Here is a 12,803-nt window from a genome sequence, read left to right as displayed (position 1 = left end):
CCTGCCGTGGTCTATAAAAAAGGACCAAGAACGCGGGAAAATCGTGTACCAAGGATCATGACCAGATCGCTGCGGCTGAAGCTCGACCGGTCGGCGAAGACGCCGCTGGCGGAGCAAATCCACAGGGGGATCAGGGCCGCCATCGAGCGCGGCGTGCTCGCCCCGGGCGCGCGCCTGCCCTCATGGCAGGATTTGGCGGCCCAGCTTGGCGTCGCGCGCGGCACCGTGCGCTCAGCCTATGAAAAGCTCTCATCGGCCCAACTGATCATCGCGGCCCGCGCGACAGGCACCCATGTCGCCGACCGACCGTCCATTCCCGTGCGGCGGGACAAGGCGCCGGACCCCGGCTCGTTCATGGAGATGTACCAGGAGCTCACGGCGGGGCCGGCGATCTTCCAGATGGGCGTTCCTTCGCAGGAGACCTTTCCTGCGACGCTGCTCGCGCGAATGCGCGCACGGGCGGTTCGCGTCGAGATGAGCGCACCTGCGATCTACCCCGACCCGCGCGGCGAACTGGACTTGCGACGCGAGATCGCGGCCTACCTTGCGCTGGCGCGCGGGATCGAATGCGCACCGTCCCAGATCATCATCACCAGCGGCTTCAGCGGCGGCCTCGGCCTGGCGCTCCGCGTCCTCGACCTCGGGCAAAGGAAGAAAGTCTGGATGGAGGATCCCGGCTTTCCCTTCACCCGGCACGGCCTCGAACTTGCCGGACTGTCGATTGTGCCAATCACGGTTGACGCAGATGGGATCGATGTCGATGACGGCCTGCAACAGGCGCCCGACGCCGCGCTGGTTGTCGTGACACCGGGGCAGCAGGCGCCGCTCGGATCCACGCTGTCACTGGCACGTCGATCGCGCCTGCTCGACTGGGCGAACCAAAACAACGCCTGGGTGATCGAGGATGACTATCTCAGCGAACTTCAGCTCAAGGGCCGGGCCACGCCGGCGCTCGCCTCGCTCGATCGCGCCGGCCGCGTCATTCACATTGGCTCCTTCAGCAAGACCGTAACCCCTGCCCTACGGCTCGGCTTTGTCGTTGCACCGGCCGCTCTGGCGTCGCGATTCGCCGAGACCGCAGCGTGCCTCGCGCCGGCACCCGGACCCGCGGTGCAGCTCGCCACGGCAGACTTCATCCGCGAGGGCCATTATCTGCGGCATCTGCGGCGCACCAAGCGCGCCTACACCGCGCAAGGCGATGCATTGCTGAAGCAGCTTCGAACGCGCACCACGAACGTTGCGATTGCAGGACTGGCCGCGGTCCTGCGCTTGCCGGACGGAGCGCCTGATCTTGCCATCGCCAGGCAAGCTGCATCGTTCGGACTTGCGCCCACGCCGCTCTCGCTCTGGTATGCCTCGAAGGCTTCGGCGCGCCCGGGACTGTTGCTAGGCGTCGCGACGTCTCCACTCAAAAGGATCGAGGCGTCCTGCGACCGGCTCCTTCAGATCATCGACCGCCTGACGTGATCCGACTCCGGCGTCGGCAGCTTAACCCGCCAGCGTCACGATCAAAGGCCCGTTGCGGGTGGCGATCACGGTGTGCTCGTACTGAACGGTCGGCGCCTCGGGGCTGCTGTAGAGCGTCCATGGATCGTCGCCATTCTCCGCCCATTCGGCACCCATGGAGAGGAACGGCTCGACGGTGAACACCAGCCCATCGTTCATGATGCGGCGTTCGGAGCGATCGGGCCATGTTGCGATCTCCGTCGGCTCCTCATGCAGCGACAGGCCGACGCCGTGACTGGCAAGATTCCTGACCAGGCTGTAGCCTTTCTTCCGCGCAAAGGTCCCGATCGCCTGGCCGATCCCGGCAATCGGTTTGCCGGCGCCAACCTGCTGCAGGCCGGTCCACATCGCCCGCCGGCCGTCCCGGCAAAGACGTTCGATCGCGCGGTTTACGGGGGGAACGGCGAAGGAAGCACCCGTATCGGCAAAGAAGCCGTTCTTCTCGGCTGACACATCGATGTTCACGAGGTCGCCGCGCGCGATCCGCCGTTCGCCCGGAATGCCGTGAGCGATCTCCTCGTTCACGCTGATGCAGGTCGCCCCCGGAAAATCATAGGCCAGCTCCGGGGCCGAACGCGCGCCGGCGGCCTCCAGAAACTTTCGCCCGATCTGGTCGAGCTCGGAGGTGGTCATGCCCGGCTCGAGCGCCTTCCCCATTGCCTCCAGCGCATTGGCGACGATGCGCCCGATCTCCTTCAGGCGTGTCAGGTCGTTGTCATCGGAGATTGTCATGTCGGGGCTCTTGTCCGGGAGGCCCGGACATAGCGCCTGTGAGGTCGGCTTGCAAACCGGAGAGATCTCTTCGCCCGATCCGGTCTTCAGCCCTCGTCGAGCAGATTGCGAACCTTGACGGCCAAGTCTTCGATCGCAAAGGGCTTGGAAAGCAGATGCTTGCCGGCATCGAGCATGCCGTTGTGAACGATCGCGTTGCGCGTGTAGCCGGTGGTGAACAGCACCTTCAAAGCCGGGTATCGTTTCGACAGCTCGCCCGCAAGTTCAGCGCCGGTCATATCGGGCATGACGACGTCGGTAAACAGCAGATCCGGGACGAGGCCGTTTTCGATCGTCCTGATCGCCTCCTTGGCGCTCGCGGCCTCGATGACCGTATAGCCCAGCTCCCGCAGGCTTTCGGATGAGATGCTGCGGACCCGCTCATCGTCCTCGACGACGAGGATGGTCTCGCTCTGAAGGCTTGCGCCGGGATGTGTCACGCCTTGCGATGGGGTCGAGACTCCCTCCTCGCCTGCGAAGCACGGAAGATAGATCTTCACCGACGTGCCAACGTCGACTTCCGAGTAGACTTTGACGTGGCCGCCCGACTGCCGCACGAAGCCGTAGACCTGACTGAGGCCGAGGCCGGTGCCCTTACCCACGACCTTGGTCGTGAAAAACGGGTCGAACACCTTTCCCAGCACGTCGGGCGGAATTCCGGTGCCGTTATCCGTCACGGCGATGAGAACATATTGTCCGGGCGACAGGGCATATTCGCGGGCAAATTTCCGATCGATCGAGGCGTTGCTGGTTTCTATCGTCAGCCGCCCGCCCTTCGGCATGGCATCGCGCGCATTGACCGCAAGGTTGATCACGGCGCTTTCCAGCTGGGCCGGATCTGCCTTGACGCGCCAAAGACCGGCAGCCAGGACCGCCTCGAGGCGGACAAGCTCTCCGAGCGACCGCTCGAGCAGCTCGCTCATCCCCCCGATCATCTCGTTGATGTCCACGACTTCCGGCGCAAGAGGCTGTTGGCGCGAGAACGCGAGCAGCCTTTGCGTCAGAGTGGCGGCGCGATTTGCGCCATCGATTGCCCCCTCGATGAAGCGGTCAATATTGACCTCTCCCTTGCCGAGCCGTCGCTTGGCGAGATTCAAGCTGCCGAGAATCACGGCCAGCATATTGTTGAAGTCGTGGGCGATCCCGCCCGTCAGCTGCCCCACGGCCTCCATCTTCTGGGATTGGCGCAATTGCTCCTCGGCCTTCATGCGTTCGGCGATCTCGTCGGCGACACGTTGCTCCAGTTCGGCATTGAGCGCCTCGAGCCGGGTCAAGAGCCGAGCGTTGTCGATAGCCGTGGCGGCGTGGCCGGCAATCCCGAGCAAGGCGGCTTCGTGCTCTGCGTGGAATTTACCCGTCTCTGCATGGCCGAAGAAGAGTCCGCCGAGGACGTCGCCCGCTCGCGAGACGACGGGGACCGCGAGGTAGGATCGGACTGGAAGATGTCCCTCGGGCATGCCTTTACGCGGCGCGTTCCCGCCATAGCGCGGGTCCAGCAGGATGTCGTCGGACCTCACCACGCCCGCGCCTTTGAACGTCGGCTCGAACACCGCGGTGTTGCGTGGCATGGGGAAATTCTCGAAGGCCGATCGCGGCGCTCCGGACAGCGAATACAGCATGTAGCTGCCGCCGTCCGCCGCCAGGACGTTGTAGAAGAAGGCTCCGAACTGGGCGCCCGTCAGCTCGACGCCGGCATCTGTCACGATCTGCACGATCTTCTCGAGGTCGCGTTCGCGGGCGACCGACGCCCCCGTATCATTCAGTATTCGAAGTTGGCGCTCGGTCTTCTTTTGCGCGGAAATATCCAGAACTGTCCCGATGAACCGGACGGCCCGCCTGTTGGAAAAGATGGCCTGCCCCGTCGCCGCGATCCAGCGTTCGACGCCATCCTCGATGCCGATGGTTCGGAATTCAATGTTGTAGCTTTTCGGGCAATCGGGCGTCAGGGCTGCGGATACGGCCTCATGGGCTCGCTGCCTGTCGTCTGGATGGATGCCCTTCAGGAAGGCCCCTTCATAGCTCACTTCGGCGCCCGACGATAAACCGAACACCTCCTTGCAGCGGTTGTCCCATCCAAGAACGTCGTTCACCGGATCATAGTCCCAGGTGCCAATACCTGCCGCCCTGGTCGCAAGGCTCAGGCGTTCGGCAGCTTCTCGCGCCGCCTGTTCGGAGCGAACGCGCTCGATGTGAGCCCATGATCTCTCGGTGACCTCGGTGAGCAACGCAAGCTCGCGCGCCGTCCACTGATGCGGGCCGCGGCGATGAATGGCCATCAGGGCCGTAAGCTGCCCTTCCTTGACCAAGGGCATGCAAATCGTCGAGCCTATCCCGATGCTCTGAAAGGTGGCCGCTTCCTCCGGCGCGATTTCCTTCAGACTGTCGTTGAGGACGAGCGGCCTGCCGGCGCTGAGCTCCCGCACCGCCTTCTTGCCGAAGTCGGCCAGGCTGTAATGGCCGAGGATATGCATCGCGCCAGGGGCCGCCCAATCCCCGCGGATGGTGAAGCCGTCTTGGTCGGGATCCATGTCGGCATAGGCGCAGTTTGAGACCCCGAGGTGCTCTCCGACCATTCTCGTCGTCACCGCCATCACGCCGTCGGCATCGCGAGTCCTGGCCGTCTCCTTGTTGAGAGCGTCCAGGAAGAGCAGACGGATCTCGTTCTCCCGCACCGCCGCCTCGGCACGTCGACGTTCGACGGCGGTTCGCGTGCGCTCGGCGACATCGCGGATGAGCTCGAGCTCCTCGGAGCTCCAGACCCGCGGGGTTGCGTTGTTGAGGTAGAGCAGCGCGACGACGCCGTCGGCCTCGGAGACCGGCATGTTGACAAGTGCGCGAGCGGATATCGCTTCGAGCGCACGGGCGCGGTCGCCAACGCGAGGATCTTTCTCCGCGTCGGCACAGATGACCGTCTCGCCTCGCTTCAGGTCTTCGATGTAGTTGCCATAGTCGCGGAAGTGCAGCACCCCCGCCAGGCTCAAGATGCCCGGCGCGTTCCAGTCGCGGGCGATGGTGATGGTCTCGGCCGATGTGTCGACCGTGCCGTAGCCCGCCCGGCTGACCTTCAGGCTGCGGCCGAGCAGCTCTGCCGCGGCATAAGCGAGATCGTCAGGGTTGGCGATCTCTCGGATGTAATCGCCAAGTGCAGCCAGGACGGCATTGCGATCGGTCGAGTCCTCCCCGGCCGCCGTTGTCATCTGACTCCCCCCGACACTTTGCTCGTCACCGAATAGCGTTGAAGGCACCTTGCGGCATCCGCTTCGAGCCGACGGCGATGCCAGCGGGAGATTGGCCCCCGCGCGTCCTGACAACTTCATGAAGGCATTAAGGTTCCCCCCGGCCTGTGCCATGCGCTGGCTCGCGCAAATCACGAACGTCAGTGCTCAGTTGCGCCACGCGGCCATGACCTCGACCGCACCGGCCTCGCCTCAACAGCGCCAGCACCTGGATCGGTGAACACCCTATGCCCGCGTCATGGTCGCGTGTCCGGCGCGCAGCCATCTGCACGTGTCGGCGAAAAATAAACGCGGCTCCCCGCGCCACCGCAAGTTGTGGACGCATCCTTGGTCGTATAGCGTCAGCATCAGGATGCACTTCGTGGTCTCACAGTTCATGCTCGTCCGAGCCCTGCTTCTCCTGGCCCTGCTGTTGTTTTCCGGCGCATTGCGTGCCGAAGGGACGCCGGCCGAAAAACCCGGCTTTGCCTCCCAGCTGACGATCTATCTCGCCAAAGGCGCGCCCGACGCGTGCGGGCCGGGCTGCGACCGCTGGATCGCCATCGAGGGCCAGATCGATCAGGACGCTGCGCCCCGCATTCGCCGCTTCCTCGCCGGCGTCAAGGATCTGCAGCGCCCGATCTACCTCCATTCGCCCGGCGGGAACGTGGAGCAGTCCTATGTGATCGCGCGGCTGCTGCGCAGCCGCAGGGCAATCGCCCGGGTTGGCCGGACGATCGCGACGGCGTGCGCCGCCGGCACGCAGGTGGACGCCGCGTGCCTGAAGATCAAGAACACCACCGGCGAGGTCGAGGCCGAGCTCACCACCTATCATGCGATGTGCAACTCGGCCTGCGGCTACCTGTTTCTCGGCGCGACCTCTCGCGAGGTTGCCCCCGATGCCGCGCTGGCGGTGCATAACTCCAGGCTGATCCTCAGATTTAGCGGCAATCCGCCTCCGGAGGTGGTCGCCGAAGCGCGGCGGCGCCGGATCGCCGGCGCCGATCGCGACCGCGCCGCGTTCATTGTGGCGATGGGAATCAGCCCCGAGCTCGATGCGCTGATCCGCACCGTGAAATTCGAAAACCTGCACGTGCTGACGCGGCCCGAGCTCTACCGCTTCGGTATCGACACGCGGCCGCTGGCCGAGACGATGTGGCGGCTGGAAAAGGGCACACGGCCGTTCATCAGCAAGATCGCCGCGGTGAAGAAGGAGAGCGACGCGTCGTTCCGGACCATGGAATGGCGCCTGTACTGCGAAAACAAGAAGCGCGTGCCGCTGATGTTCGCAGGTGAGATCGACGCATCGGCCGCCGGCAAGAAAACGATCCTGATCGCGGCCAGCGCCGACATGAGCAAGGAAGCCGGCGGGCCACCGGTGCGGTTCGGAAAGTACGAGGTCTGGAACGGCGCCGTCGATCCCGACATGGTCAAGGCGGTGCTGGCCTCGCATTCCCTGAAGGTCCGGGAAACCACGCCTGAACCCGAGGGAAAGGCCGACGTCACCAGCTTCACCATCGACACGACCGGTTTGACGTCGGTGTGGACCCAGCTCGGGACGTCGTGCACCTCAGCCGCGACAGGCCCGGCAAAATCCTGGCCGGCGAATTCCCTGCAGCCGACGCCCTGGACGGACAGTCCCTGGACAGCAGGTGGTGCCCTGCCGAACGTCAGCGCAACGCCTGCGGCCGCGCCCGCCCCGTAAGCGCAAGGCGGGCAAACTCGACAATCAGTCTTCAGAAGTGAAAGCCTGCCGCTCGGTTAGCCCCCGACCGGCGTATAGATCACCAGCTTCAGCGCGGGATCGTCGTTGGCCTGAAAGCTGGTGTGCTCGAAATGCAGGACGCCCTTGGTGGGATGGGTCATGGTCTTGCGGCCCGACAATGTGCCGTGCACTTCGTGCGCGCCCCACCATTTGACGAATTCGGGACTGCCTTCGCGCAAGCGCGTCAGCAGCTCCGCAAAGGCGGGATCGCCGGCCCAGACGTCATGGGTGGCGCGAAACATCGCGACCATGCGCTTGGCGACGTCAGCCCAGCCCGCCCCGTAGGATTTTCGCGTGCGCTTGTTGGTCATCATCAAGAGCAGCGTGTTGCGGTCCTCCTCCGGCAGCCGGCCAAACGCGAAGACCTCCTCGGCCGCCGCGTTCCAGGCCAGCACGTCCCAGCGCCGCCCGGTGATGTAGGCCGGATGCGGTAGGCTCTCGACCAGACGCAGGATCGCCGGCGGCACGATCTCGCGCGTGAACGCGCCCCTTGCGCCATCGCGCGCCAGTGCCTTCAGATGCGCATGCTCGGTCTTGCTGAGCCGCAGCGCGCGCGCCAGCGCATCGACGGTGGTGACGGAGGGGCTGACGGTTCGGCCCTGCTCGAGACGGATGTACCAGTCGACACCGATGCCGGCGAGCTGTGCGACCTCCTCGCGGCGCAGCCCCGCGGTGCGGCGCCGGCTACCCGCAGGCAATCCGACCGTCTTTGGTGCCAGCTTTTCGCGGCGGGACCGCAGGAAGTCGCCGAATTCGACGCGGCGTGGATCGGCCATGGTGTCGCTCCCGCATGGAGGGCCCTGAGAATACTAGGATAATACCAGGCCTTCCCGGCCCCTCCAAGGCCGAGCATATCGGCTTCACCCGACCTTGAGGTGAACATCATGAAAGCTGCCGTACTCACATCCCTGGGATCACCGCTGGCCATCGAGGACGTTCAGGAGCCGACGCTCGGCACCGGCGAGGTCATCGTCGACGTCGTCGCCACGCGCGTGCTCTCCTACATGAACGAGGTCTTTGACGGGACACGCAATTACGCGCTCGACCTGCCTGTTATCCCCGGCCCCGGCGGCATCGGCCGAGTGCGCGCGATCGGCCCGGACGCCACCAGGCTCAGCATCGGTGACTGGGTGTTCTGCGATCCGACGGTGCGTTCGCGCGATGATGTCGTCGCGCCCGATATCGCCCTCCAGGGGCTCACGGCCGCCGGCCCCGGCGGCATGCGCCTGCAACAGCATTTTCGCCACGGCTCGTTTGCCGAGCAGATGCGACTGCCGACCGAGAACGTCAAACGCCTCGGCACGATCACGCCGGAGGAAGCGACGCAATGGTGCGCGCTGGGCACGCTGCTGGTGCCTTACGGCGGCTTCCTCGCTGCAAACCTGCAACCCGGCGAGACCGTGCTGGTGAGCGGGGCCACCGGCAATTTCGGCAGCGCGGCCGTCTCGGTGGCCCTCGCAATGGGCGCGGCCTGCGTGGTCACGCCGGGCCGCAACGAGAAAATCCTCGCCGATCTCGTCCGGCGCTTTGGCAGCCGCGTGAGGCCGGTCAAGCTCACCGGCGTTGAGCACGACGACCGCGAGGCGATGAAGCGCGCTGCATCAGGCCCGATCGATTGCGTGCTCGACATCATGCCGCCCTCCGTGAGTACCAACGTCGTGCGCGCGGCGATCATGACGGTGCGTCCCTATGGACGCGTGGTGCTGATGGGCGGCGTCGGCATGGCCGGCGGCGCGGGCCTCGAGCTCTCCTACCCCTGGATCATGCGCAACTGCATCAGCATCCACGGCGTCTGGATGTACCCGCCGGATGCCGCGAGCCGCTTGATCGCGCTGGTGCGCGCGGGCCTGCTCAGGCTGGAGGAATATGAGACGACGGCCTTCGACCTCGACCACGCCAACGAGGCGGTGACGCATGCCGCGGCCCATGGCGGACCGTTCAGATTGACGGTGATCAGGCCTTAAGGTTCTGAGGCGGCGGCCGAGCGCTGTCGCCGATTTTTTCGTCAGTCCGACCAAGCACTTGGCTACTGTGCATGGGGTTGTTTCCGCAAAATTGGTTATTCGAGCTCGACGACCTGGCCGTTCGACAGCGACACGCGCCGGTCCATGCGGCCGGCAAGCTCCATGTTGTGGGTCGCGATCAGCATCGAAACCTTGGTCGCCTTGACCAGCTGCATCAGGGCCTGGAACACATGATCCGCCGTGTGCGGATCGAGGTTGCCGGTCGGCTCGTCCGCGAACAGCACCCGCGGCGCGTTGGCAACCGCGCGCGCGATCGCGACGCGCTGCTGCTCGCCGCCGGACAGCTCGGCCGGGCGATGGGTGATGCGGTCGCCGAGGCCGAGATAGCCCAAAATCTCCTTGGCGCGCTTGACGCTCTCGGACTTCTTCAGGCCGCGGATCATCTGCGGCATCATGACGTTCTCCAGCGCCGAGAACTCCGGCAGCAGCCGGTGCGACTGGTAGACGAAGCCGATATCGGTACGGCGCAGCTGGGTGCGCTCGATGTCGGGCAGCTGCGAGGTCGGCGCGCCGTTGACATAGACCTCGCCGGAATCGGGCGCCTCGAGCAACCCTGCGATGTGCAGCAGCGTCGACTTGCCCGAGCCTGACGGCGCCACCAGTGCCACCGACTGTCCGGCCCACAGCGCGAGCTTGGCGCCGTCCAGGATCGTCAGCGGCACCTCGCCCTGCAAGTACTGCCGCTTTATCTCGTGGAGATAAATGACCGGTACGTCTTCTGCCCCCTGCTGCTGCTCCATCAACCCCTCACTCGTACCGCAGCGCTTCGACCGGATCGAGGCGCGCGGCGCGCCACGACGGGTACAGCGTCGCCAGGAACGACAGCGTCAGCGCCATGATGACGACGGCCGTGGTCTCGCCGACGTCGATCTCGGCGGGCAGTTTCGACAGGAAATAGAGTTCCGGCGAGAACAGCTCGGTGCTGGTCAGCCAGGACAGGAATTGCCGGATGGATTCGATGTTGAGGCAGATCACGAGGCCGACGACGAAGCCGACCAGCGTGCCGACCACGCCGATCGAGGCGCCCGTGATCAGGAAGATGCGCATGATCGAGCCCTGTGAGGCCCCCATCGTGCGCAGGATCGCGATGTCGCTGCCCTTGTCCTTCACCAGCATGATCAGGCCGGAGACGATGTTCAGCGCTGCGACCAGCACGATCATGGTCAGGATCAGGAACATCACGTTGCGCTCGACCTGGAGCGCATTGAAGAAGGTCGAGTTGCGCTGCCGCCAATCCACCAGGAACACCGGCCTGCCCGCAGCCTCCGTCACGGCCTGACGGAAGGCAACGATCTGGTCGGGATTGGTGGTGAACACCTCGATCGAGGTGACGTCGTTGCTGCGATTGAAATAGGCCTGCGCTTCCGCAAGCGGCATGAACACGAAGCCGAGATCGTATTCGGACATGCCGATCTCGAACACGGCGGCGATCTTGTACGGCTTGATGCGCGGTGTCGTGCCCATGGGCGTCACCGCGCCCTTCGGGGCCACCAGCGTGATGCTGTCGCCGGCATGCAGCGACAGCTGGTCGGCGAGGCGCCGGCCGATCGCGACGCCCTGCCCGTCGTCAAAACCCTCGAGCGAGCCTTGCTTGATGTTCTTGGCGATCGAGGTGAGGTTGTTGAGGTCGTCGGAGCGGATGCCGCGCACCAGCACGCCCGAGGCGTTCCACGGCGAGGACGCCAGCGCCTGCCCGTCCACCACGGGCGCAGCAAGCCGGATGCCTTTGACCTGGCTGAGGCGGTCGGCAACGTCCTTCCAGTCGGTCAGCGGCGATTCCAGCGGCTGCACCAGGATGTGGCCGTTGAGGCCCAATATCTTGTCGAGCAGCTCTTTGCGGAAGCCGTTCATCACGGCCATGACGATGATCAGCGTCGCCACGCCCAGCATGATGCCGAGGAAGGAGAACCCGGCGATGACCGAGATGAATCCCTCCTTGCGGCGCGCCCGCAAATAGCGCGCCGACAGCATCCACTCGAATGGCGCAAAAGGCGCGGTTTGCACGGTTTCGGTCATGGTCTCATCCATCGCTCGATAATCCCATGATTCGGGGTCAAATGTGGCCGGATTGGCGGCCGCGATATCGGGCGATGAACAATATTCAGCCGACCAGGCTTATCAGCCCACAAGTCTTGCGACCGCGTCCGCAGGCGACATGGTCTCGCGGGAGCCGTCACTGCGCCGCTTGATCTCGACCTTGCCGTCGGCGAGCCCCTTCGGGCCGATCATGATCTGCCAGGGGATACCGATCAGGTCGGCTGCGGCGAATTTGGCGCCGGCGCGCTGGTCGGTGTCGTCATACAGCACGTCGACGCCCTTGGCCGCGAGCTCGGCATAAAGCTTCTCGCAGGCCGCATCGACCGCCGCATCGCCCTGCTTGAGGTTGAGAATCGACACGCGGAACGGCGCGACGGCCTCCGGCCATTTGATGCCGGCATCGTCATGGCAGGCTTCGATGATAGCGCCCAGCAGGCGCGAGACGCCGACGCCGTAGGACCCGCCATGGATCGGCACATCGACGCCGTCGGGGCCCGCCACCAGGGCCTTCATCGCGTCGGAATATTTGGTGCCGAAATAGAAGATCTGCCCGACCTCGATGCCGCGGGTATTCACCCGCTTGTCGGCGGGCACTTCCTGCTCGAACCGCGCAGCGTCGTGGACGTCCTCCGTGGCGGCGTAGACCGAGGTCCATTGCTTGATGATCGGCGTCAGGTCGCTCTCGTAGTCGACGTCCTCGCCCGGCACCGGCAGGTCCAGCACGTCGCGATTGATGAACACACCGGATTCGCCGGTCTCGGCCAGCACGATGAACTCGTGGCTGAGATCGCCGCCGATCGGGCCGGTCTCGGCGCGCATCGGAATCGCCTTCAGCCCCATCCGCGCAAAGGTGCGCAGGTAAGCCACGAACATCTTGTTGTAGGCGACGCGCGCCGCGGCCTCGTTGAGGTCGAACGAATAGGCGTCCTTCATCAGGAACTCGCGGCCGCGCATCACGCCGAAACGCGGACGCTGCTCGTCGCGGAATTTCCATTGGATATGATAGAGATTCAGCGGCAGGTTCTTGTAGGACTTCACATAGGCGCGGAAGATCTCGGTGATCATTTCCTCGTTGGTCGGCCCGTACAGCAGCTCGCGCTTGTGGCGGTCGGCGATGCGCAGCATCTCCGGGCCGTAGGCGTCGTAGCGGCCGCTCTCGCGCCAGAGGTCGGCAAGCTGGAGCGTCGGCATCAACAGTTCCAGCGCGCCCGAGCGGTCCTGCTCCTCGCGCACGATCTGCTCGATCTTCTTCAGCACGCGGAAGCCGAGCGGCAGCCAGGCGTAAATGCCGGCCGCCTCCTGCCGGATCATGCCGGCGCGCAGCATCAGCCGATGCGAGACGATCTCCGCCTCTTTCGGATTTTCCTTCAGGATGGGCAGAAAGAACCGCGACAACCGCATGGTAATACTCTGGGAATCAGTGATGGGTTGCAGTGAAACCGGATTGAGAGCGAAAACACAAGACCGGGAATGAGGAAAAGCCGC

At 64.9% G+C, this 12,803-nt stretch carries 9 protein-coding genes; 3 read left to right on the top strand and 6 right to left on the bottom strand.

Features of this window, described 5'->3' with window-relative positions; all coding sequences use genetic code 11:
- The first annotated feature begins 57 nt into the window (after positions 1-57).
- Positions 58-1,467 carry a MocR-like pyridoxine biosynthesis transcription factor PdxR gene (gene pdxR, locus AABA84_RS31320; protein ID WP_338314053.1) on the top strand — a complete coding sequence of 470 codons (1,410 nt, stop codon included), beginning with the start codon at positions 58-60 and terminating at the stop codon, positions 1,465-1,467.
- 21 nt (positions 1,468-1,488) lie between these two features.
- On the opposite strand, the gene map is transcribed toward pdxR, so the two are convergent.
- Together map and AABA84_RS31310 are read right to left on the bottom strand one after the other, a co-directional pair.
- A complete protein-coding gene (map, locus tag AABA84_RS31315) occupies positions 1,489-2,238 on the bottom strand; it encodes a type I methionyl aminopeptidase (protein WP_338314052.1) in 750 nt (249 codons plus the stop codon).
- A gap of 86 nt (positions 2,239-2,324) precedes the next feature.
- Positions 2,325-5,474, bottom strand: coding sequence for a GAF domain-containing protein (locus AABA84_RS31310; RefSeq protein ID WP_212250888.1), 3,150 nt, complete (start codon positions 5,472-5,474; stop codon positions 2,325-2,327).
- A gap of 415 nt (positions 5,475-5,889) precedes the next feature.
- On the opposite strand from AABA84_RS31310, the gene AABA84_RS31305 reads away from it, so the two are divergent.
- The gene (locus tag AABA84_RS31305; protein WP_338314104.1) at positions 5,890-7,197 is read left to right on the top strand and encodes a hypothetical protein; all 1,308 of its coding nucleotides are present in this window, start codon (positions 5,890-5,892) and stop codon (positions 7,195-7,197) included.
- A 56-nt stretch (positions 7,198-7,253) separates the two neighbouring features.
- Here the strand turns inward: AABA84_RS31305 and AABA84_RS31300 are convergent, their stop codons facing one another.
- Positions 7,254-8,033: a helix-turn-helix transcriptional regulator gene (locus AABA84_RS31300; protein WP_212250887.1), complete on the bottom strand. Its 780-nt coding sequence runs from the start codon at positions 8,031-8,033 to the stop codon at positions 7,254-7,256.
- A 108-nt stretch (positions 8,034-8,141) separates the two neighbouring features.
- On the opposite strand from AABA84_RS31300, the gene AABA84_RS31295 reads away from it, so the two are divergent.
- Positions 8,142-9,221, top strand: coding sequence for a zinc-binding dehydrogenase (locus tag AABA84_RS31295; protein WP_212250886.1), 1,080 nt, complete (start codon positions 8,142-8,144; stop codon positions 9,219-9,221).
- A gap of 95 nt (positions 9,222-9,316) precedes the next feature.
- Here AABA84_RS31295 and AABA84_RS31290 read toward each other — a convergent pair whose 3' ends face one another.
- From AABA84_RS31290 to proS, 3 genes are all read right to left on the bottom strand, one after another.
- Positions 9,317-10,021 (bottom strand): ABC transporter ATP-binding protein, encoded by a 705-nt coding sequence (locus AABA84_RS31290; RefSeq protein ID WP_097662487.1) that lies wholly within the window; start codon positions 10,019-10,021, stop codon positions 9,317-9,319.
- A gap of 7 nt (positions 10,022-10,028) precedes the next feature.
- Positions 10,029-11,309, bottom strand: coding sequence for a lipoprotein-releasing ABC transporter permease subunit (locus tag AABA84_RS31285; protein ID WP_063194742.1), 1,281 nt, complete (start codon positions 11,307-11,309; stop codon positions 10,029-10,031).
- Positions 11,310-11,399: 90 nt separating this feature from the next.
- Positions 11,400-12,719, bottom strand: coding sequence for a proline--tRNA ligase (gene proS / locus AABA84_RS31280; RefSeq protein ID WP_247321672.1), 1,320 nt, complete (start codon positions 12,717-12,719; stop codon positions 11,400-11,402).
- Positions 12,720-12,803 lie beyond the last annotated feature (84 nt).

The sequence above is a fragment of the Bradyrhizobium sp. TM239 genome (assembly GCF_036247985.1).
GTDB lineage: Bacteria > Pseudomonadota > Alphaproteobacteria > Rhizobiales > Xanthobacteraceae > Bradyrhizobium > Bradyrhizobium ottawaense.
Note: the sequence above shows the minus strand (reverse complement) of the source record. Positions and strands in the feature narration are given on the sequence as shown.

Excerpts from the sequence above, each read along its gene's own strand:
- pdxR (WP_338314053.1), top strand. The coding sequence starts at position 58 with ATGACCAGATCGCTGCGGCTGAAGCTCGACCGGTCGGCGAAGACGCCG.
- map (WP_338314052.1), bottom strand. The coding sequence starts at position 2,238 with ATGACAATCTCCGATGACAACGACCTGACACGCCTGAAGGAGATCGGG.
- AABA84_RS31310 (WP_212250888.1), bottom strand. The coding sequence starts at position 5,474 with ATGACAACGGCGGCCGGGGAGGACTCGACCGATCGCAATGCCGTCCTG.
- AABA84_RS31305 (WP_338314104.1), top strand. The coding sequence starts at position 5,890 with ATGCTCGTCCGAGCCCTGCTTCTCCTGGCCCTGCTGTTGTTTTCCGGC.
- AABA84_RS31300 (WP_212250887.1), bottom strand. The coding sequence starts at position 8,033 with ATGGCCGATCCACGCCGCGTCGAATTCGGCGACTTCCTGCGGTCCCGC.
- AABA84_RS31295 (WP_212250886.1), top strand. The coding sequence starts at position 8,142 with ATGAAAGCTGCCGTACTCACATCCCTGGGATCACCGCTGGCCATCGAG.
- AABA84_RS31290 (WP_097662487.1), bottom strand. The coding sequence starts at position 10,021 with ATGGAGCAGCAGCAGGGGGCAGAAGACGTACCGGTCATTTATCTCCAC.
- AABA84_RS31285 (WP_063194742.1), bottom strand. The coding sequence starts at position 11,309 with ATGGATGAGACCATGACCGAAACCGTGCAAACCGCGCCTTTTGCGCCA.
- proS (WP_247321672.1), bottom strand. The coding sequence starts at position 12,719 with ATGCGGTTGTCGCGGTTCTTTCTGCCCATCCTGAAGGAAAATCCGAAA.